Annotated in this window: 17 protein-coding genes; 11 read left to right on the plus strand and 6 right to left on the minus strand. The window is 51.4% G+C overall.

The annotated features are described in order from the left end of the window. A partial coding sequence (locus ROJ03_RS02525) for a hypothetical protein (RefSeq protein ID WP_313725416.1) occupies positions 1-288 on the minus strand: 288 nt, incomplete at its 3' end. A gap of 436 nt (positions 289-724) precedes the next feature. Between ROJ03_RS02525 and rpmF the strand changes: the two genes are divergently transcribed. The 3 genes from rpmF to rnc are packed head-to-tail and all read left to right on the plus strand — an operon-like array spanning position 725 to position 1,939. Further along, a complete protein-coding gene (gene rpmF / locus ROJ03_RS02530) occupies positions 725-910 on the plus strand; it encodes a 50S ribosomal protein L32 (RefSeq protein ID WP_313725417.1) in 186 nt (61 codons plus the stop codon). A 27-nt stretch (positions 911-937) separates the two neighbouring features. Further along, positions 938-1,177 (plus strand): acyl carrier protein, encoded by a 240-nt coding sequence (gene acpP / locus ROJ03_RS02535; RefSeq protein ID WP_313725418.1) that lies wholly within the window; start codon positions 938-940, stop codon positions 1,175-1,177. Between the two features lie 12 nt (positions 1,178-1,189). Further along, a complete protein-coding gene (rnc, locus tag ROJ03_RS02540) occupies positions 1,190-1,939 on the plus strand; it encodes a ribonuclease III (protein ID WP_409530488.1) in 750 nt (249 codons plus the stop codon). On the opposite strand, the gene ROJ03_RS02545 is transcribed toward rnc, so the two are convergent. Continuing rightward, positions 1,903-3,267: a CCA tRNA nucleotidyltransferase gene (locus ROJ03_RS02545; RefSeq protein ID WP_313725420.1), complete on the minus strand. Its 1,365-nt coding sequence runs from the start codon at positions 3,265-3,267 to the stop codon at positions 1,903-1,905. The genes rnc and ROJ03_RS02545 overlap by 37 nt on opposite strands. Before the next feature lie 134 nt (positions 3,268-3,401). Here ROJ03_RS02545 and ileS point away from each other — a divergent pair, with 134 nt between their 5' ends. The 8 genes from ileS (at position 3,402) to ROJ03_RS02585 (ending at position 14,521) form a co-directional block, all read left to right on the plus strand. Next, on the plus strand, positions 3,402-6,533 hold the full coding sequence (ileS, locus tag ROJ03_RS02550) for an isoleucine--tRNA ligase (RefSeq protein ID WP_313725421.1): 3,132 nt from the start codon (positions 3,402-3,404) through the stop codon (positions 6,531-6,533). 4 nt (positions 6,534-6,537) lie between these two features. Beyond that, the gene (locus ROJ03_RS02555) at positions 6,538-7,416 is read left to right on the plus strand and encodes a hypothetical protein (protein ID WP_313725422.1); all 879 of its coding nucleotides are present in this window, start codon (positions 6,538-6,540) and stop codon (positions 7,414-7,416) included. Between the two features lie 17 nt (positions 7,417-7,433). Then, complete coding sequence (locus ROJ03_RS02560) at positions 7,434-7,616, plus strand: FmdB family zinc ribbon protein (RefSeq protein WP_313725423.1); 183 nt, start codon at positions 7,434-7,436, stop codon at positions 7,614-7,616. A 3-nt stretch (positions 7,617-7,619) separates the two neighbouring features. Then, a complete protein-coding gene (trpS, locus tag ROJ03_RS02565; protein WP_313725424.1) occupies positions 7,620-8,609 on the plus strand; it encodes a tryptophan--tRNA ligase in 990 nt (329 codons plus the stop codon). A 165-nt stretch (positions 8,610-8,774) separates the two neighbouring features. After that, positions 8,775-9,929: an extracellular solute-binding protein gene (locus ROJ03_RS02570; protein ID WP_313725425.1), complete on the plus strand. Its 1,155-nt coding sequence runs from the start codon at positions 8,775-8,777 to the stop codon at positions 9,927-9,929. Positions 9,930-9,989: 60 nt separating this feature from the next. Further along, positions 9,990-11,792, plus strand: coding sequence for an iron ABC transporter permease (locus ROJ03_RS02575; protein WP_313725426.1), 1,803 nt, complete (start codon positions 9,990-9,992; stop codon positions 11,790-11,792). Between the two features lie 10 nt (positions 11,793-11,802). Continuing rightward, entirely contained in the window at positions 11,803-12,918 is a 1,116-nt protein-coding gene (locus ROJ03_RS02580; protein ID WP_313725427.1) for an ABC transporter ATP-binding protein, read from the plus strand. An 85-nt stretch (positions 12,919-13,003) separates the two neighbouring features. Beyond that, complete coding sequence (locus ROJ03_RS02585; protein WP_313725428.1) at positions 13,004-14,521, plus strand: hypothetical protein; 1,518 nt, start codon at positions 13,004-13,006, stop codon at positions 14,519-14,521. A gap of 140 nt (positions 14,522-14,661) precedes the next feature. On the opposite strand, the gene ROJ03_RS02590 is transcribed toward ROJ03_RS02585, so the two are convergent. The 4 genes from ROJ03_RS02590 to ROJ03_RS02605 form a co-directional block, all read right to left on the minus strand. Beyond that, entirely contained in the window at positions 14,662-16,014 is a 1,353-nt protein-coding gene (locus ROJ03_RS02590; protein WP_313725429.1) for a glucose-6-phosphate dehydrogenase, read from the minus strand. Continuing rightward, complete coding sequence (locus ROJ03_RS02595; protein ID WP_313725430.1) at positions 16,011-16,676, minus strand: 6-phosphogluconolactonase; 666 nt, start codon at positions 16,674-16,676, stop codon at positions 16,011-16,013. Before ROJ03_RS02595 ends, ROJ03_RS02590 begins: the two co-directional genes overlap by 4 nt. A 66-nt stretch (positions 16,677-16,742) precedes the next feature. Continuing rightward, positions 16,743-17,993 (minus strand): 2-hydroxyacyl-CoA dehydratase, encoded by a 1,251-nt coding sequence (locus tag ROJ03_RS02600; protein ID WP_313725431.1) that lies wholly within the window; start codon positions 17,991-17,993, stop codon positions 16,743-16,745. Beyond that, the gene (locus tag ROJ03_RS02605; RefSeq protein WP_313725432.1) at positions 17,993-20,917 is read right to left on the minus strand and encodes an acyl-CoA dehydratase activase-related protein; all 2,925 of its coding nucleotides are present in this window, start codon (positions 20,915-20,917) and stop codon (positions 17,993-17,995) included. Before ROJ03_RS02605 ends, ROJ03_RS02600 begins: the two co-directional genes overlap by 1 nt. Positions 20,918-20,920: the final 3 nt, after the last annotated feature.

A 20,920-nucleotide genomic window follows, 5' to 3' on the forward strand; every position in this document is an offset into this window, starting at 1 on the left:
CTGGTGCTGGCTTGTGGAATCCTGATGCATCTGCTCCAGGAGTACAACCTGCTTCTCAGCGCTTCTATGCAGTGCTACCAGGGTTGAAGCTATTGTTTCCATTCCATAACCAATGGATGTTTCCAAGGCATGGTTGGATCTTTGGAACTGCTCCAGTTTGGCATCGATGGTCCCCAGGGTCTCCTTGATAAGGTTGATCTTCCAATACCAGCAGACAAGTTCTCGAATAAGGAGAATGAACAGGACAACCAACACGGCAACTACAAGAAAGTAGGGAAAGGCATACATGGCAGACTCCTTGGTATGTGGGTAGCTCAGCTACCAACTGATGCAATACTGACTGGCCAACGCCAATCTTCTTAAAAAGAGTATTTTTGTTCCAGAGCTATATGGGGTTTCTCTGGTACACAGGTCAAAGATAGCACAGTCTCGACAAATAGCTATATATAGTGGAATGAACTCTCTTTCTCAAAAATGAGAGTGGTATTGGCTAGACATACACTATGGGTACACTGTATAGTTTTTTTGAATTTGTCAGATTAGGGTTTTGGGCTTCTGGAGAATACCCGTCTTCTTCAGCTGGATTCGTGCTTTTGCTAACCAATTCATCCACATAGCTTTGTACAAAAGAGTGGAAAACGGGTTTAGTTGTTGACGCAATTGGGGTTTTTCGTTATTCTTCCCTAAGTGTCAAAATTTTGCGTAGGATAAGAGGATTTTCAACATGGCAACACCTAAATATAAGACTTCAAAAGCAAGTGCAGCTTCTCGTAAGGCAGCAAACATGCGTCTTGTTTCTCCAACCCTTTCACGATGCGGTACCTGTGGTAACATGGTTGTTCCTCACCGTGTATGTCCCAAGTGTGGCTTTTATCGTGGTGTTCAAGTCATTGAACTGCAAGACAAATAGTTCCCATTTTTAGGAGATGTAAAAATTATGGATAATAAAGACGTATTTGAAAAAGTAAAGGCACTTATTGCCGATAAACTGGAAATTGACGCAGCAAAGATTACTATGGATGCTTCATTCCGTAAAGATCTTGGTGCAGACAGCTTGGACACCTATGAACTGGTGTATGCAATCGAAGAAGAACTCGGTGTTTCCATTCCTGATGAGAAAGCCAACGAGTTTGAAACCGTCAAGGATGCTGTAGACTTTCTTTCAACCCAGCTCTAAGGCTCATTCCGTATGGATCCGTATGCCTTTGGTAAAGCTCCCGCTATCTCCGAATTGAGAGAAAGGGAGCTTCTTGTTTTTAAAGAATCCTGTGCCATGCAATGTAATAACCTGAACCTCCTCAACCTTGCGTTTACCCATCGATCCTTTGCCAATGAAACGTCTGAAGAGGTTGGGAACAACGAACGGCTTGAGTTTTTGGGTGACAGTGTCCTTGGCATGTGTGTTGCCGATTGGCTTTTGAGAAATCTTCCTGCTAAGCAGGAGGGGGACTTCTCAAAAATCAAGAGCGTCGTGGTCAGTGAGGATAGCCTTGCCATGATCGCCCGTAACCTTGAGGTGGACAAGTACCTGCTCATTGGGAAGGGTGAGGAGAACAGTGGGGGTAGGGAGAAGAAAGCCCTGCTTGCCGACTGTATGGAGGCCCTCTTTGCCGCCTGTTATCTTGACAGTGGCTTTGAGGTTGCAAAAGAGTTTGTCATGCGTTTTCTCAAGGACCAGATAGAGGCAGTGCTCAAATATGACTACCACAGGGACTACAAGACCAGCTTGCAGGAATATATGCAGAAGCGCTGGAGAAAATGTCCCGTCTATACCCTGGTAAAGAAAACAGGCCCTGAACATGAGTTCACGTTTTTCGTGGAAGTGCAGGTGAACAACCAGACCTTTGGCCCAGCCCAGGGGAGCAACAAGAAGGAAGCTGAGCAGAATGCTGCAAAGCTTGCCTATGAGAGCGTGGTTGTCCCGACTCTGGAGCAATAGGACCTTGCTATCGTAAGCAACTGGTCCCGGGTATTTTGGGCCGGATCATCGAGCACTGTTTCCAGCAGGTAGGAGAGGATCTCTCCTATCATTTTCCCTTTGGGAATCCCCAACACCATCAGGTCGTTTCCATTCACTGCAAGGTCCTTGATGCCCAAGGCATCACGGGCCTCCAGGATACTCTCTATCCTCTCTTGCAGTTCATCTAGGAGTGTGGTGTCAGCCCTGCCATGTATGGCTATCTGGTCTGCTATCCGTACCTGGAAAAGCAGGGGGATATCCTCGAGCCCCACTTTGTTGATGAAACGTCTGACAGCGCTGTCGGTCCATGAACTCTGGTAGTTGAACATGTGCTCACGAACCAGGTGGCTGACGATTCTGGTTTGCTCCCTGCTTGCCTTAAGGCCATCCATGATGGATTGCGTCTGCTTGGCTGAAACGGTCTCATGGTTGTAGAAGGTGTTCCGCCCCTCCCCATGCATGATGACCTCGCTCTTGCCCATATCATGGAACAGGCAGGCAAGCCTTACTGGTAGGGGAAAGCCCATGGTGGCAGCTGCTTGGCAGGCAGCGATGTTGTGCTGCAGGATATCCTGGTGATGCATGCCTCCCTGCTCGATCCCATCGCCTTTGGCAAGGGTTGGCAAGAGGGTAGTGAGCACACCGCTTCGGTGCATATACGCCAATCCTACAGTGGGATAGGGGGAGTCGACCAGCTTGAAGAGCTCCTCCCTGATTCTTTCTGCGCTGACGTTCTTCAGGTTTTCCTTGGCTTCAGCCATGGCCTTGAGGGTTTCCGGTTCAATGGTGAAATCTAGTTTGGAAGCTATCCTGCAGGCCCTCATAATGCGTAGGGCATCCTCTTCAAATCGTTTCTGGGGCACTCCAATTGCCCTGATGACCTTCTTCTTCAGATCCTCTCTCCCCCCGTTGAGGTCAATGATGGTCCCTGATGTGCAGTCGGCGGCAAATGCGTTTATCGTGAAGTCCCTTCGCTTGAGGTCCTCCTCGAGGTTCCGTATGAAAGAGACGGAACTGGGATGCCTGCCGTCGAAGTAGGAGCCTTCGCTGCGGAAGGTGGTAACCTCGAACATCTGTTTCTCAAACACTACCGTTACTGTGCCATGTTCGATCCCTGTCGGGATGACATGGCCAAACAGGGCCATGACCTCATTGGGCTCGGCGTCGGTGGTAAAGTCGTAGTCCTCACTTTCCAAACCCAACAAGAAGTCTCGAATGGCTCCCCCCACGATATAGAGGGAGAAGCCGGCTTCCTTGAAGCGGGAGGAAAAACGTCTGATGGCCGAAGGTACCTGGAAAGCATTCATACAGCCACACTACCGCTACAAAGCGTAAAGGTCAACGGTAAAAACGAATGGTAAAGGTTGTCATTTCGGCTCAATATGAATAGAATGGCACTAATGCGGAAGTTCACCAAAACTTTCAGAAGCGAGGAGCGTCTATGTTTCGTCCAGTAACAACAAGAGTTGATTTCCCGGCCTTGGAGGAGAATATTCTCTCTTTCTGGCATGATGAAGATATTTTTGGCAAGTCCATCGAGCTGCGCCCAGAAGACAACGAGTTTGTCTTCTATGACGGGCCTCCCTTTGCGACCGGGCTTCCCCATTTTGGCCATCTGGTTCCTGGAACCATCAAGGACGCCATTCCCCGTTACCAAACCATGAAAGGCAAGCGTGTAAACAGGCGCTTTGGCTGGGATTGCCACGGCCTGCCTGTAGAGTTCGAGATGGAGAAGACCCTGGGCATTAGCGGCCCCTCTGCTATCCGCGAGTATGGGGTAGCCAATTTCAACGAACAGTGCCGCTCCATTGTGCTGCGGTACACCAAGGAGTGGGAGAATACCATCAACAGGATGGGCCGATGGGTTGACTGGGAAAATGGCTATCGCACGATGGACACCAACTACATGGAGTCCATCTGGTGGGTTTTCAAGTCTCTCTATGAGAAGGGCTTCATCTACGAAGGGTACAATATCCTTCCATACAGCCCCGCCTTAGGGTGTCCTCTTTCCAACTTTGAGGTGAACCTTGGCGGCTACCAGGATGTGGTCGACCAGGCGGTTACCGTCAGGTTTGCCGTCGACGGAGAGAAGGATACCTTCTTCCTGGCATGGACCACCACGCCCTGGACCCTTCCCTCAAACCTGGCCCTTGCCTTTGGTCCGGACATCGACTACGTGAAGATTCTCGACAAGAGCGACAACTGCCACTACATCCTGGGCAAGGCCCGACTGGGCCACTACTACACGGATGAGAGCCAGTATGAGATCGTGGAGGAGCAGAAAGGTTCCTTCTACGCTGGCATGCGCTACGAACCCCTGTTCCCCTATTTTGCCAACCTCAAGGAACAGGGCGCCTTTGTCTGCGTCCTGGGTGACTATGTAACCACAGAGGATGGTTGTGGCATCGTCCATACCGCCCCAGGGTTTGGTGAGGATGACTACCAGGTACTCAAGGGTACCGGCATTCCTGTAGTCTGCCCGATCGACAGCGAGGCAAAGTTCACCAGCGAAGTGCCTGACTACGAGGGGCGCTTTGTCAAGGATACCGACAAGGATATCATTGCCTATCTCAAGGAGAGCGGGAAACTGGTGAAGCGTGAGAACTTCCTTCACCCCTATCCCTTCTGCTACCGCACCCACAAGCCCCTCATCTATAGGGCAATGGGTTGCTGGTTTGTGGATATTCAGAAGATCAAGGGGGCAATGCTCGCTGCTAATGAGCAGATCACCTGGATGCCTGAGCACCTGAAGGGCGGACGTTTCGGGAAATGGCTGGAAGGTGCCCGTGACTGGGCCATCAGCCGTAACCGTTTCTGGGGTAACCCCATTCCCGTCTGGAAGTGTGACGGCAGCGACCACATCGAGATCATTGGCAGTAGGGAGGAGCTGGAAGCAAAATGCGGCAAGGCTGTCCCCGATTTGCACAAGCACTTTGTGGATGAGCTTACCTGGCCAAGTCCCGATGGTATGGGAACGATGAGGCGTATTTCCGATGTATTGGACTGCTGGTTCGAATCGGGTTCCATGCCCTATGCCCAGCTACACTATCCGTTTGAGAACAAGGAGTACTTTGAACAGCATTTCCCGGCTGACTTCATCTGTGAGGGCCTGGACCAGACCCGTGGTTGGTTCTATACACTCACAGTCATCGCGGCCGGACTGTTTGAGAAGCCAGCCTTCAAGAACTGTGTCACCAACGGAATCGTCCTTACCCCTGAAGGCAAGAAGATGAGCAAGAGTGCCAAGAACTACACCGATCCCAAGGAGATCGTCAATGTCTATGGTGCCGACTCGCTACGCTTTGCATTGATGAACAGTGCTGTGGTCAGGGCAGAGGACCTCAAGTTCAGTGAGGATTCGGTCAAGGAGGTCTTGAAGACCCTCATCATCCCCTTGTGGAATGCCTATTCGTTCTTTGTAACCTATGCGAATATCGACGGCTACGTGCCGGGTGAGACTGCCTATGAGAAGCTTTCCAATCCCATGGACATCTGGATCATCAGCAGCAGCGAGAAACTCATCGCCGAGACAACCGCTGCCCTTGATGCCTATGATATCCAGAAGGCCTGTTCCTTGTTTGTCCCCTTCATTGATGATTTGAACAACTGGTATATCCGAAGGAGCCGGAGACGGTTCTGGAGAAGCGAGAACGATACGGACAAGAAAGAGGCGTATGACACCCTCTACCGTACCTTGATGACCTTCATCAAGATCGCTGCCCCGATCATCCCCTTTACCACTGAGGATATCTATCAGAATCTCAAGACCGATGATATGCCCCAGAGCATCCATCTTGCCCTCTACCCAGAATACCAGAGTTCCCAGCGCAACCTGGAACTGGAGAGCCGGATGGCCCTTGCCCAAAAGGCAATTGCCATGGGACGCTCTGTCCGCGCCTCAAACAACCTGAAGATTCGCCAGCCGCTTTCCAAGCTCTTCCTCGTCGATAGGACAGTTGAGGAGAGGGAAGTGCTCTCCTCCATGGAAGATATCATTGCAGAAGAACTGAACGTCAAGCAGGTTGTCCTCCAGGGGGATGAGAGTGGCCTTGTGAGCTACAGTGCCAAGGCAAACTTCAAGGTCCTTGGTGCAAAGCTCGGCAAGCAGATGAAGGAGGTAGCCTCACAGATCGCTGCCTTCTCAGCTGAGACCATTGCTTCCATCCTCGATGGGAAACTCGTCACCCTGCAGTACAGTGAGGGAGAGATAGCCATTGGGAATGAGGAAATCCTTGTCCAACGCACAGAGATGGAAGGGGTGAAGGTGCTCAATGACGGATCGCTCACCGTCGGTTTCGATACCAAGGTGACCGAGGAACTCCTCCAGGAAGGGATTGCCCGCGATATCGTACGCAGTATCCAGAATCTCCGAAAGGAGAGTGGCTTTGATGTCTCAGACAGGATTGTGCTCACCTACGACGGTGATGAAGTTGTCCAGAAGGTGTTCGCCAACTTTGGGGAGACCATTGCAAGGGAAACATTGTCGAATACCATAACCTTTGCTACACTGGAAAGTGTTGAGGCTGTGGAGTGTGGGGAGCATATGGTGAGGTTGGCTGTAGCAAAGGAGTAACCCAATGAGAAAGAGTAAGGCTGTTATCGTATCACTACTTTTGGTGCTGCTTCTTAGCTCCTGTGCCACTCTTGCAAAGAGAGAGCGGCCTTACTACCATTTTCAGGGGATGGCCCAGAAAGGGGTCATCGTCGTTACCGTCGATGCCCTTGCCGAGCCTGACCTGGTCGCTTCGGCCTTTGGGGATCTGCAAGAGTTTTCCAAACGTGCGAAGCGGGTATCGCTCTCACTGCTGCCGACCACAGGAGAGTATCCGGCAACGCCCGAGTCACTCAATGCATATGGGGTGGTCGAGGGGGACTATCCTAAGTTTTTGCTCAATACCGGCATGATGTATGCCAAGGAGTTGGCAAAGAAGAGCAACAAGGATGGGCTTATGTGGTTCAGCCAGAAGGATGGACCGCTAAGCCTCTATACACCCAAGAACAATGCCCTGATATTTACGAATGGGGAGTATGAGAGCGCATATGCCTCCTTTGAAAAGAAAGAGGTGCTCATACCCGATGAGGTCGCCTCGCGTATGGCAAATGCCTCCATCGCCCTCTACTCCCTAGAGCCTGAAACGTTCTTTGACCTTGGCTTGAATCTTCCCCAGTCTGTATTCCAGCAGGCGGTGGAAGTGCTCTTGCTCATCAACAAGGCAAACGGGCTCTACACGGTGGATGCGTACATCACCATGGAAAGTCCGAAGCTTGCATCCACTCTCTCCCAGATGGTGCGCAGTGGATATCTTGCTAGGTTGAAAAAGGAAAAGATTCCTTATACAATTGCCGAACTGAAGCAGATGTTTTTACTCGAAGAGGACCTTGTCACTATCCAACAGATGCGTTTGGGCGAAGAACAGATGCAGTTGCTAAAGCAAAGCCTTACCGGATTGCTATAAATACGAGGAGATATCAGATGCCTAGCTATCAATACGAATGTCAGAATTGCCATGCCCATGTTGAATTGGTGCAGTCGGTCGAAAAACATGAACCGCCTGCCGCCTGCCCTTCCTGCAGCATGCAACACACTATGGTCAGGGTGTTCAATCCTCTTGGGGCCAATTCCGAGGAAGAACAAGAGAAACTGAGTAAGGAGTAGGGTGTGGAAACCAAGAAACGAATATTGACCGGTGACAGGACCACAGGAAGGCTCCATTTGGGCCACTATGTAGGCTCCTTGAAGTCACGTGTAGAGCTGCAGGATACCTATGAGGAGTTTATCCTTCTTGCCGATATCCAGGCCCTCACCACCCACTTTGATAATCCCAGGCTGATCAACAGCAGTATTTATGATGTGACTATGGACAACCTTTCGGTCGGGCTCGATCCCAACAAGGTTACCTTTGTACAGCAATCCCAGGTAAGCTCCATCGCCGAGCTTACGATCTTCTACTCCATGATCGTAACGGTCAATCAGCTGCGGCATAACCCGACCATCAAGACTGAGGCCCAGAACTATGGGTACGAGGACCTGACCTATGGTTTTCTCGGATACCCGGTAAGCCAGACGGCAGACATCACCTTCATCAATGCAGACCTCGTTCCAGTCGGTGAGGACCAGGTTCCCCACATTGAGCTTTCACGCAAGATCGTGCGCAAGTTCAACAAGCTCTACGGGACCAATATTGTGGAGCCTCAGGTGAAGCTCAGCCAGGTTGGAAGGCTCAGTGGCCTGGATGGCAATGCCAAGATGGGCAAGAGCATGGGTAATGCCATCTACCTCTCCGATACGCCTGAAACGGTATGGAAGCATATCCGCAAGGCGGTTACCGACCCGGCAAGGGTAAGGACCGAGATCCCGGGCCATCCTGAGATCTGCAACGTCTACAAGTACCATCAGATCTTCAACCCGAGCGAGGCTCCTGAGATCTACGAACAGTGCTCCAGTGGAAAACTCGGTTGTTTTGATTGCAAGAAACGGCTCAATACCGTATTGAACGACCTTCTAGAGCCCATGCGGGAGAGGCGTGCATACTACGAGAGCCATCTTGGGGAAGTGCGGGAGATCATCGTCGAAGGAACGAAAAAAGCAAACAGGATAGGCAATGAAAACCTTGATGCCATCAAGGAAAAGATGTTCCTGAAGATCTGAAGGAGGGGAGGGTAGCACCTCCCTTTTTCTTGCATCTGTACCTTTGGTACACCTAGTGTGCTAGGAATGACAATTCTATTCAATTCTTACTTGTTGTGAAGTCTTATGGCTATGGTATACTTATTTCAGGATTGGACTCTATCAAGAAAACATAGGAGAACTGTTATGAAGAAAATGCTTTCACTGCTGATGGTTGCCGCTTTGCTCACAACCTCAGTTTTTGCAACAGGCTCAAAAGAAGCCCCTGCTGCCCCTGCTCCTGCCCAAGCTGTCAAGGAAGTTTCCCATGACGAGCTGGTTGCCCTCGCCAAAGCCGAAGGCAAGGTTGTCGTCTATGCCACATCAAGCCGGATTGCAAAGGCTGCCGAAGGTTTTACCAAGGCATATGGCATTGAAGTCGTAAGCTCGAACCTCAAGGATTTCGAGTTGATCGAGAAGGTATCGAAAGAGGCCCAGGCTGGTGTTTTCGGTGCTGACTTTGTTCTTGCCCAGGATGCAGGAAGGCTGGTGGGTGAGCTTATCAAGCCAGGATATCTCTACAACTACATCCCTGCCAACCTCAAGGGCGTTATCCCTGCAAACATGCAGGACCCTCTCCAGGTCTTTGCCATCAACAAGGTATTCATCTACAACGATGAAAATGTTGCAACCTCTCCCTATACCAACATCTGGCAGTTTGCCGATCCTAAGTACAAGAGCCTCTTGCAGTTCAAGAACCCGTTCCAGGAAGGGGTAAATGCAAACTTCCTGACCATGTGCACAAGCCCTGAATGGTCAGCCAAGATTGCAAAGGCGTACAAGTCCTACTTTGGCAAGGATATTGTCCTGACTACCCCCAATGCCGGATATGAGTGGATCAAGGCGATCTACAGCAACGACCTGATCGTCGGTACAAGCGACACGACCCTTGCAGAGAACATTGGCATCAAAGGCCAGAATGCAAAGCGTAGCTTCCCCCCTGTAGGCCTGTTCGTATTCTCCAAGGCACGGTATGCCACCAGCAAGAACCTTGCCCTCAAGCCTGCAATGGCCATGGACCCGTTCTCCGGTTTCTACTATAGCCTCTATGCCCTGATGACCCGCTCTGCCCAGCATCCCAATGCAGCCAAGCTGTTCATCGAGTACCTCTTCACCGCTGAAGGGTTTGCTCCTTGGGGTGATGATGTCGGAACCTATAGTGCCAACCCGAACAACCCCATCCACGAAGACATTGACTTCCCCTTTGCTGTATGGCAGCCCCTGCTTGTACAGGAGGATGGACAGTACTGCTTCGACAATCGTGCCGAGGTCGAGGAATTCCTCAACCAGTACATCTACTAGTCTCTGAATAGCATTACGGCCTGCAGATATCCTGCAGGCCGTTTGGTAAGGAACCAGCTCATGAGTGCCAAAAGCCAATTTAATACCTTTAGGTCTTTCATCAAGAAACCCCACAACATCATCCTGATCGTCTTGTTTGTTGTTTTGGGCTATCTTACCCTTGTCCCTTTGCTTACCATCATGGTTGATACCTTGACGGTCCATTCGTCAGAGGCACGCTTTGTCAAGCAGGATATCGGGACCTTTACCCTCTATCACTGGAAGAAGATGTTTGCCAGCGGGGTCACCAGCCAGAAGACGTTCTATGAACCTTTTGTCAACACGATGGTCGTTGCCTCGCTCTCCTGTTTCATGGCCATCCTCATAGGAGGATTCTTTGCATGGGCGGTTACCCGAACCAACATCAAGGCCAAGGGCTTCCTTTCGACGGTTTTCGTATTTCCCTACATCATGCCAGCCTGGACCTTGGCCATGGCATGGCTTAACTTCTTCAGAAACTCCCGCATCGGAGGGGCACCCGGGCTCTTTACGGTGCTTACCGGCATAGAGACGGCAAACTGGTTTGCCTACGGTCTCTTTCCCATAGTCATCGTGCAGGGGCTCCACTATGCACCCTTTGCCTACATCCTCATCGGAGGAATCCTCAGGAACATGGATGCGAACCTCGAGGAGGCGGCCATGTTGCTGCACGCCTCAAGGTGGCAGATTACCCGTAAGATCACCCTACCCATCGTTAGGCCTGCCTTGCTCTCCACCTTCCTGCTGGTATTCTCCTCAACGATGAGCGCCTTCGCAGTCCCAGCCTTCCTAGGGAGCCCTGTCCGGTACCAGGTGCTTACCACCCAGATGTTCCGCACGCTGAACGGGATGAACCCTGGCTATGGATACATCATGGCCCTCATCATGATCATCATCGGAGTAGGAATTCTGATGCTCAACCAATGGATCACCGGCAGGCGCAAATCCTACACCACCATCACAGGCAAGAGCTCCAACATCTCCCTGTTCAACCTCCGTAAGGCCAGGACCCCCCTGACCGTACTGCTCATTGTCTTTTTGTTGATGGTCGCGATCCTTCCCCTGTTCTCATTCGCCTTGGAGTCATTCATCATGGCACCTGGCAACTACTCCTTCTCTAACTTCACCACCGAGTTCTGGATCGGTGAGGGTAGGGCAGACATTGCAAACAGTGAGCCTGGCATCCTGCGTAACCCTTCCATCTGGCTCGGCCTTACCAACAGCCTGAAGCTGTCGGTAATCGTCTCCCTTATAGCTGGTACGGTTGGAATCCTCGCCGGGTACTCCATTGCAAAGCGAAGGGGGTCGAAGCTCTCGACCTGGGTCAACAACCTCACCTTCTTCCCCTACCTGATGCCATCGATGGCCTTCGGAGCCATCTTCCTGTCGATATTCGCCGTCCGTAGGGGGTTCATTCCCGCCCTATATGGTTCGTTCTGGCTCCTTGTCATCGTAGGGGCAGTAAAATACCTCCCCTTTGCCTCAAGAAGCGGGATAAACGCGATGCTCCAGCTTTCAGGAGAGATCGAGGAGGCCGGTACCATCATGGGAATCGGATGGTTCAAGAGGATGACCCGCATCATCATCCCAATCCAGAAGACCACCTTCATCAGTGGGTACCTGTTGCCATTCATCTCCTGCATGCGCGAGTTGTCGCTGTTTATCCTGTTGGTTTCTCCCTCGACGAGAATCCTCACCACCTTGCTATTCCAGTACAATGAGAAAGGCTGGAACCAGTATGCCAATGCCATAAACCTCATGATTGTACTCATCGTAGTAGGCTTCAACCTGTTGGTTAACAAACTCACCGGTGCCTCTATCGACAAGGGAATCGGAAACACCTAAGGAGCCTAAGATGCCAAAGATTGAATTGAAACACGTTACGAAACGTTTTGGAAAATTTGTTGCAGTAGATGACCTGAATATGGTCATTGAGGATCGTAGCTTTGTTACCTTGCTTGGTCCATCCGGTTGCGGGAAGACTACCACACTGAGGATGATAGCAGGCCTTGAGACCCCTACCGAAGGTGAGATAACCATCAACGACAGGATTGTCTTTTCCTCTGAGAAGGGTATTGATATCTCTGCCGACAAGCGTGATGTGGGGTTCCTTTTCCAGAACTATGCGCTCTGGCCCCATATGACCGTATACAAGAACATTGCATTTGGGCTGGAGAATCTGAAGTGGTCCAAGGAAGATATCAAACAGAGGGTGGAAGAGCTGCTTGCCATGCTCAAGATCTCCGAATTCTCAGCCCGATATCCATCAGAGCTTTCTGGTGGACAGCAACAGCGGGTTGCCATCGCACGGACGCTGGCGACCGGGCCAAAGGCACTCTTCATGGATGAGCCGCTTTCCAACCTTGATGCCAAGTTGAGGATGGAGATGCGAACCGAACTCAAGCGCCTTCACCGGGAAACTGACTCCACCTTTGTCTATGTCACCCATGACCAGCTGGAGGCAATGACCCTATCGAGCCGGGTTTGCCTCATGAAAAATGGGTATATGCAGCAGTACGCCCCTCCCTTGGAAGTGTACCGAAAGCCTGCAAACACCTTCACAGCCGATTTCGTGGGCTCGCCCAACATAAACCTCATCAAGGGCGAGGTTACCAAGCTCAACCCTATTACCCTGGCCCTTCCAGGGAGTATCAACCTGGTCTTCAAACCCTTGGAGACAATTGGTCTCTCTGTAGGGCAGAAGATTATTCTTGGCCTCAGGCCAGAGCATGTTGCCATAACTGAAGGTCCTTCCATGGCCGAAGCGACAGTCCTCTCCTCCCTCCCTTCGGGGATGGAGACCATCGTGCAGCTGAGGATGGGGGAGAGCTATCTCCACTCCGTTGTTTTTGGTGACCTTGATTTTGACCTGGAAAAACAGGTTGGCTTGAGTTTTGCCTCGGGCAAGTCCAACCTTTTCGATGAACAGAGTACCGTCAATCTGGGGCAGGGTCTTTTGAGCAGAGCATGATGGTTGACAGGGACACTCTTGCTCATCAGAGTGGGATTGTCCTTTTTTTCTGTAGATGTACGGCTAGCCGTATAAAGGATCGGCAATGAAAAAGAATCTCTTTAAAGCGTATGACATCCGAAGCAAACGAACCAATTTCGATGCGGAAACTTCGGCTGGGCTCTGTCATGCAATAGCATACTACATGCTCCATGATGTAAAGACACACTCTATAGTCCTGGCACGCGATGCCCGACTGGGGGGCGATGAGCTTATGCAGACCGCCCTGGATATCTTTGTCCAGTCAGGTCTGACGGTATATCTAGAACCAAACCCCATCGGCTCTTGCCAGTTCTACTTTAGCTGCATGCAACACCCAACCAGTGGTGGGGTCATGATAACGGCAAGCCACAATCCTGGATCCTATCTTGGGATGAAGATTGTCGCTTCCAATGTGGAGAGTGTCTCCCTTGCAAGCGGTCCTGAAGGCGGGCTTGCAAAGATTGAGTTCTATTACGACAAGCCCCTTCTTGCAAACAATCGTAAGGGTGGTTCTGTCATTCCCCTCAATTCCCTTGACCAGTTCATCGACTACTCGATGCGTCTGGCAGGAGTGTCTTCTGACAGCTTGAAAGGTTTGCCTGTAGTGTGCGACTTCCTGCACGGCAGCTATGGCCTTGCGGTAAGCAGGGCCCTGACCCAGTGTGGGGTGGAAGGAACCTACCGGCATCTCATTCCCAATGGGGATTTCCCGGTAGGGGATCCCAATCCAGGGATTGATTCGAGCATGGAGAGCACCGTAGCCTACCTGGCTGAGAGCCAGAAGGAGCTTTGCTTTGCCTATGATGGCGATGGGGACAGGATGGACCTGCTCTACAAGGGGAGCCAGCTTGCACCTGCTTTTGTCATGGGGATCATCTCAAACGAGCTGAAGACGATGTTCGCCCCCTATTTTGTCTCGGACGAAAAAACCTTTGACCCTACATTCCTGTTTGACATCAAGGCTGCCCCTCCACTTTTGCTCAAGAGCGTAATGCAGGGAAAGAAGATCTCCCTAATTCGCAACGGACACTCCTACATCAAGAGCACCCTACTCAAGGGTAGGGAAGAACAGCTGCTGGCAGCAGTCGAGGAGTCGGCACACTACTATCTGCAGATGCCCCAGAGGGTGGGTGACTGGAATTCTCCTCTGTTCTCCACTGAGAACACACTCTTCTATACCCTGCTGGTCTTGAAAGCCTATATGCAGGACCCTACACGCTTTGATGAGGCAAAAAGGTTGCAGGACAGCAGCTGGAGGGCTCGGGAATGGTCGATGATGATCAAGGAAGAGGGAAGGCGCAATGCACTGCAACTTCAGGTTGAGGAATTGCTCTTCAGGATGGGCTCTACCAAGGTAACGGAAAACGAGCAGGGCGAAAGCCTTGGTGCATCCCTGTATCGGTTCAACCTCCCTGCGCAATATGATGCAAAGGCCAAGCTGAAAACCCCTTGGTTCCAGGTCTTCCAAAGGGTGAGCCAGAGTGAGGATGCCCTGGTACGCTGGGAAGTAATAGCCAGCGATGAGCGAATCGGGCAGAGGGTTTATGATGAGATCGTAAAGGTGCAGCAATCGTATAGGTAGGAGCAACTATCCCCTATTGGGCGAACACTTGCTCATTTTCTATGGTAAGAGATTGTTCTTTTCTTCTAGGTTTTCATCCATGAACGGTGAAAGGAGGGGCCTCCTTTCACCGTTTTCCCTGCATAGGAATTTTCCTTTGTCTAGTTATACCAGGTGAAATGGTTCTTTTCTGCCAGCTGGGTGGCAAATCGTGGCAGGGTCCTGACAGGATAGACCTCACTATGTCCATCATGCTCCAGCATCGGGGTCACGATCCTCCAGGATTCGGTAATCTCGCGCATGGTCGGAAAGAGGCTCTTGTCGCTTTGCAGGATCTTTTGCAGGATCTGCTCGTATGCCTCAGGGGTGTTCGCTCCATAGGTTTCTGCCTGGTTGAACCTGAACCTCACCGGCTTTGACTTCCAGGAAGTGTTCGGCTGCTTGAGGTTTACGCTGATGTCTATCGTCAGTTCAGGATGGATGTTGATGATCACCGCATTGTCGGCGATGCTCGGGTCGTGCATCACGTCCTTGGTTGTATTCTTGAACTTGACGTAGATAAGGCTCTTGGCCTCTCCCTGCATCTTGCCTGTGCGCACATAGATGGGGATATTTGCAAAGAAATAGGTATTTACATAGAGCTTGAGGGCCGCATAGGTAGGGATATCGACCACATGGCCGCTGTTTGCCCCCAATGATTCATACCTTCCCATGGAGAACTCCTCGATGGGGGAGATGGCTTTCAATACCTTGACCTTCTCGACGGCAATATCCTCTGAGGAGAGGGAAGCGGGCTCATTCATCGTCAGGTAGGTGATTATCTGCAGGATGTGGTTCTGGATGGTATCGCGTACCACCCCGATCTTCTCATAGAAGCCCAACCGCTGGTCCACCCCATGGGTCTCATCAAAGATGATCTGGATGCTTTCGATGGAGTCCTTGTCCCAGATGCTGCGGATGATGTCATTGTGGAAGCGCATGATCAGCAGATTCTGCATGAACTCCTTGCCCAGATAGTGGTCGATCCTGAAGATTTCCTTGTCCAGGAACGCAGTCTCAAGGATCTTGTTGTACCGGATAGCAGAGTCCAGGTCAAAGCCAAAGGGTTTTTCCACCACAATCTTTTTGGTAAGGTTACATGAGCAAACCATGGAGGAATCGACCTCCTGTATCTGGTGGATGGCCTCCTCATAGAGGGATGGCTGCAGGGCAAGGTAGTAGATCAGCTCAACCGACTCCTTTCCTGCCACCATCTCGTTGAGTTTGCTTTTTAGGTGTTTTGTTGCTTCCGGGTCATCCATATCGTAGGGAAGATAGTCCAGATGCTTGAGGAAATCTGCCGATGCCTGCTTGTCGATGATGGAACTTACAAAGCTTTCCCTGTCATTGTACCGTCTACCAAGGGCAAGTACGTCGAACTCAAACCCTTTTCCCATCAGTTGCTCATATGCTGGATAGAGTTTCTTGAGGGCAAGGTCTCCGGTGCCGCCGTATTGTATGATGATCTTTTTCATCGTGGTTGCTCCTTTAGGTTCGTTATGATTGTCACAGAAAAGTTCTCTTGGGTAAAGAAGGCGCAAGGCAAGCTTTCAGCTTGTTCCTTTTTCGAAAGAAATCTTAGGTAGGCAGGTCTTTTTCCCTCGCCAAGGAACAACAGGCAGATGGGTGTGGTTCTTGCGTAGGTACGAAACCCGGCATAGGTAAAGGTTACCCGTTCCAATGGCGGTTTGGGTGAGTCCAGAACCAATGCAGTCTGACCTTTTTCCTCTGAGGGGTAGGAGCCAGGGAAGAGAGAGGCAATATGCCCGTCCTCTCCAACTCCAAGGTATATGAGGTCAAATCTTGTGGCCTTTTCTTCCAGGAGGGGTTTCCCCACCTCTGGGATGGAGAGGCTGTCCTTTTTGAACCTGCCCTCTTCCATGGCCTGTGCAAGCCCTGAGGCCAACAGGGTATCCAGGTTACGTTCCCCACTGAGCCGTTCATCAAGCAGGTAGAGACGGACCCTGGAAAGGATGGCATCAGGGAGCTTAAGCATGCCCTCTATAAGGAAGGCTGCACTTCTTCCGCCGGGAATTCCAAGGCGGATAGTCTCAGCACTGGTACGGGATACCTCTTCGATTTGGGCCTGGACAAGGGCTGCTAGGTCCTCTATGTCTGTAAGTACTAGTTTCTTCATGGGGTAAATATACCCAATATACCCACATGCGAACAGTGGCCCAGGGGCTTTCTCCGTAAGGTTGCCCTACAGTTGGTTGGTTTCCAGCTTCTCTTTTGCTATTGCCAGCATCAACTTGATGCGGTTCTCCTGGTTTACATGGGTGGCGGAAGGGTCATAGTCGATGGGGACGATATTTGCTTGAGGGGCCTTCTCGGTGACGGTGCGTATCATACCCTTTGCACAGATATGGTTGGGCAGGCAGCCGAACGGCTGGGTGCAGACGATGTTCTCATACCCTGCATGGACAAGCTCGAGCATCTCTGCTGTCAGTAGCCATCCTTCACCCATCTTTACCCCGTAGTCGAGGATTCCTTCATTTAGCTTCTTCATCTCAAGATAGGTGGACGGTAGGGTAAAACACCCTTGTTTTCTCATGGCATCGAGGGCCATCCTCTCGACCTTGAAGAGCTGCTTCATCAGAAATTGGGTAATAAGCGAGGAGAAGAACCTCCCCCCGTAGTACTCCCTGTCAGTGATGGCATTGTCTGCCCCATAGTAGAGAAATCCCATCATGGAGGGGACCATCACCTCACAGCCCTGGTCTTCAAGGAACTGCTGGAGGTTGTTGTTGCCTAGGGGGGCATACTTCATGTAGATCTCCCCGACGATCCCAACCTTGATCTTCTTGACCTTGTTGACTTCGATTTTGGCAAATTGCGAGCAGATGGCGTGCAGATTGCTTTTCATTGCCCAGCCGATATATCCGCTGTTGTTGGCAAATTTTTTCGAAAGGTCGGCTATCCACCAGTCAACCAGGCGGTTGGTCTCCCCTTTGTTGACCTCGTAGGGCCTGACCTGGTTTGAGAGGGTCATCAACAGGTCCCCATAGATAAACCCGGCATAGGCCTGAAGTAACATGAAAGGGGTAAGCTTCATCCCTGGGCTCTTCTCCATCCCCTTGAAGTTGAGGCTGATGACAGGGATCTGCTCCAGGTTGCACCGCTTCAACGCTTTTCTCAAAAGGAAGAGGTAGTTGCTCGCCCTGCAACCTCCGCCTGTCTGGGTAATTACCAGCGCTGTCTTGTCCACATCGTACAACCCGCTTTTCAGGGCATCAATCAACTGGCCGATGACCAGCTGGGCAGGGTAGCAGATATCATTGTGCACATACCTCAGCCCTTCACGAATGACATTCGGCCCCTGGTTTTCAAGCAATACTGTCTTGTATCCATGGTTTACGAACACCTCCTTGACCAAGGTGAAATGAACCGGGGACATATTTGGGATGAGGATGGTATACTCCTTCTTCATCTCCTTGGTAAACAAAACTGCCATTATCTATTCCCCTCTTCAAGTGCAGCCAGGAGGCTTCTGATACGGATTTTCACCGCCCCAAGGTTGGTGATCTCATCGATCTTGATCTGGGTGTAGATCTTGTCGCTGTCATGGAGGATATCCCTAATTTCGTCAGAGGTGACCGCATCAAGGCCACAGCCGAAGGAGACTAGATGGATGATGTTCATATCCTTCTGGTTGAGCACATACCTAGCTGCATCATAGAGACGTGCATGGTAGGGCCACTGGTTGAGGACCTTCCTTTTCTCCTTCTGCATCTTGTAGGCTACGGTATCCTCGCTGATGATGGCACACCCGCACTGCAACAGCAGTTGGTCAATGCCATGGTTGACCTCACTGTCCACATGGTAGGGTCTCCCCGCCAGGACAATGATGGGCCAATTGCGGCTTCGTGCCTGTTCGATGATGTGCTCCCCTTGTGCCCTGATGGCCTTCAGATAGAGCCCATACGCCTCAAATCCTTTTTTGACAGCCTCACGTATCTCCCTTTTGGGAATGGAGTAGGGCTTTCCTATCACCAGGTCAAGGCGTTTGGAAAGATAGGCCCTGTCGGCAAGGGAGAGATAGTCCGAAATGAAGGTAACCCCATCCTGTGAAAGGCCGCTCATGTTGTTTTTCAGCACCTCTGGGTAGTAGGCAACTATCGGGCAGTTGAAGTTGTTGTCCCCTTTGAACTCATCGATATTGTAGCTGCTACACGGGTAGAAGATCGTCTCTACCCCTTGGTCGAGCAGGTACTGGATATGGCCGTGCATCAGTTTGGCAGGGTAGCAAACCGTATCGCTGGGAATGGTCGATTGCCCATCAAGATAGGTCTGCCGGGTGGAGAAGGGGGAGACAATTACCTCAAAACCCAGCGAGGAGAAGAAGGTGTGCCAAAAGGGGAGCTGCTCGATGAAACTCAGCTGCAAGGGTATGCCTATCTGACCCCTACGGTTCTTGGCCGGCTTGAAGGATTGGAGGTAGTGCTGCTTGAAGGCGTAGATGTTCAGCTCCTTGGGGTCGCTGATGAAACTCTCGGGCTTGACGATGCGGTCGCACTTGTTTCCGCTTACCAGCTTACGGTCGTGGTCAAACCGGTTGACCGTCAAGAGGCAGTAGTTTGTACACCCCTTACAGTGGAGGGTCTTTGTCGTATGGGTGAAGTGCTGAAGGGCATCGAGCTGCAGCATGGTGGTTCCCATGGGGACTGTCTGGTGCATTTTTTTGGCATAGAGTGCACATCCATAGGCTCCCATTAGTCCCGCTTCCTGGACACGGACCACCTCGGTACCCAGTTCCAGCTCAAAGGAACGCAGTACTGCATCGTTGAGGAAGGTCCCTCCTTGGACGACAATCTGGTTACCAAGCATGGAAGGGTCGGTAGAACGGATAACCTTGTACAGGGCATTCTTTACCACACTGATGGCAAGCCCTGCAAAGATGTCGGCAACCGTCGCCCCGTCCTTCTGGGCTTGCTTTACCGAGCTGTTCATGAAAACGGTGCATCGGCTTCCGAGGTCTACCGGGCGCTTGGCCCCAATGGCTTGCTGGGCTGCCTCCTCGGCGGTAAAGCCCAAGGCATTGGAAAAGGTCTGCAAAAACGACCCACAGCCTGAAGAGCACGCCTCGTTGAGGAATATGTCATCTATCACCCCATCAGCAATCTTGAAGCACTTGATGTCCTGTCCCCCAATGTCGATGATGAAGTCAACCGCGGGATTGAAGGTCCTTGCACTCTGGTAGTGGGCAATGGTCTCCACCAGTGAGTATTCCAGGTCAAAGGCGTTCTTGATGAGCTGTTCCCCATAGCCGGTGGAACACCCCTTCACCAAGGATATCCTTGGGTAGGAGACCATGAAGGAGGTAAGGAACTCCTTGATGGTCTGCACAGGATTGCCATTGTTGCTCTGGTACCGGGTGTGCAGAACCCTCCCATCTGAGTCGAGGATGCAGAGCTTGACCGTGGTGGATCCGGCATCAATGCCGATAAAGGCCTCTCCCTCATAGGTCTGGGGGTCGGTATAGGCAAGTTTTGCCTGGGCATGCCGGCTCTTGAACAGCTTATACTGTCCTTCATCCTTAAAGAGGGGGGGGATGGAGGTGTAGGTTGCCTCCACTTTCGTATTCTGGACCATGTCGATGAGTTTGGTAAGGGATACCTTCTCCGTGTTGCTTGCCAATGCGGTTCCCAAGGCGACAAAATAGAGGGAGTTTTCCGGACAGATCCCCTCCAGCTTGAGGGTTGTGTCGAATGCTCTCCTGAGTTGGGAGAAGAAGGTCAGCGGTCCCCCAAGATAGACTACCTGTCCCTTGATGGGTCTGCCCTGGGCGAGCCCTGCGATGGTCTGGTTGACTACCGAATAAAAGATGGAGAGAGCCAGGTCTGTCTTGTCTGCCCCCTGGTTGAGCAGGGGTTGCACATCACTTTTTGCAAATACACCACAGCGCGACGCTATGGAGTAGGTCTGCTGTGCCCTTGCGGCAAGGCCGTCCATCTCGTCCTGGTTTACATGGAGCAATGAGGCCATCTGGTCGATGAAGGAACCTGTGCCTCCGGCACAAGTGCCGTTCATCCTGACCTCCATCTGGTCGCCAAGAAAGAGGATCTTTGCATCCTCGCCGCCGAGCTCGATCACCACATCGCTACTGGGAAGATAGTGCCGAACTGAAAGGCGGGTTGCATAGACCTCCTGGACAAAACTGAGCCCAAGGTTTTGGGCAAGACCCATCCCTGCAGACCCTGAAACGTTTATGACAAGCTCAATATCTCCATATGCAGCCAAGATTTCTGAGAGCAGTGATGTAGCAGTTTCCCTGATCTGGGAAAAATGCCGGGTATACTGCTTATGCACAAGGTTGCCCGCATCATCAAGCAACACGGTTTTCATGGTTGTGGAGCCAACATCTAATCCGATTCTCACCGA

The organism is Sphaerochaeta sp. PS, from assembly GCF_032144095.1.
Taxonomy (GTDB): Bacteria; Spirochaetota; Spirochaetia; order Sphaerochaetales; family Sphaerochaetaceae; genus Sphaerochaeta.

Excerpts from the sequence above, each read along its gene's own strand:
- ROJ03_RS02585 (WP_313725428.1), top strand. The coding sequence starts at position 13,004 with ATGAAAAAGAATCTCTTTAAAGCGTATGACATCCGAAGCAAACGAACC.
- ROJ03_RS02580 (WP_313725427.1), top strand. The coding sequence starts at position 11,803 with ATGCCAAAGATTGAATTGAAACACGTTACGAAACGTTTTGGAAAATTT.
- ROJ03_RS02560 (WP_313725423.1), top strand. The coding sequence starts at position 7,434 with ATGCCTAGCTATCAATACGAATGTCAGAATTGCCATGCCCATGTTGAA.
- acpP (WP_313725418.1), top strand. The coding sequence starts at position 938 with ATGGATAATAAAGACGTATTTGAAAAAGTAAAGGCACTTATTGCCGAT.
- ROJ03_RS02590 (WP_313725429.1), bottom strand. The coding sequence starts at position 16,014 with ATGAAAAAGATCATCATACAATACGGCGGCACCGGAGACCTTGCCCTC.
- ROJ03_RS02555 (WP_313725422.1), top strand. The coding sequence starts at position 6,538 with ATGAGAAAGAGTAAGGCTGTTATCGTATCACTACTTTTGGTGCTGCTT.
- ileS (WP_313725421.1), top strand. The coding sequence starts at position 3,402 with ATGTTTCGTCCAGTAACAACAAGAGTTGATTTCCCGGCCTTGGAGGAG.
- ROJ03_RS02600 (WP_313725431.1), bottom strand. The coding sequence starts at position 17,993 with ATGGCAGTTTTGTTTACCAAGGAGATGAAGAAGGAGTATACCATCCTC.
- rnc (WP_409530488.1), top strand. The coding sequence starts at position 1,190 with ATGGATCCGTATGCCTTTGGTAAAGCTCCCGCTATCTCCGAATTGAGA.
- ROJ03_RS02545 (WP_313725420.1), bottom strand. The coding sequence starts at position 3,267 with ATGAATGCTTTCCAGGTACCTTCGGCCATCAGACGTTTTTCCTCCCGC.
- ROJ03_RS02595 (WP_313725430.1), bottom strand. The coding sequence starts at position 16,676 with ATGAAGAAACTAGTACTTACAGACATAGAGGACCTAGCAGCCCTTGTC.
- ROJ03_RS02575 (WP_313725426.1), top strand. The coding sequence starts at position 9,990 with ATGAGTGCCAAAAGCCAATTTAATACCTTTAGGTCTTTCATCAAGAAA.
- rpmF (WP_313725417.1), top strand. The coding sequence starts at position 725 with ATGGCAACACCTAAATATAAGACTTCAAAAGCAAGTGCAGCTTCTCGT.
- ROJ03_RS02570 (WP_313725425.1), top strand. The coding sequence starts at position 8,775 with ATGAAGAAAATGCTTTCACTGCTGATGGTTGCCGCTTTGCTCACAACC.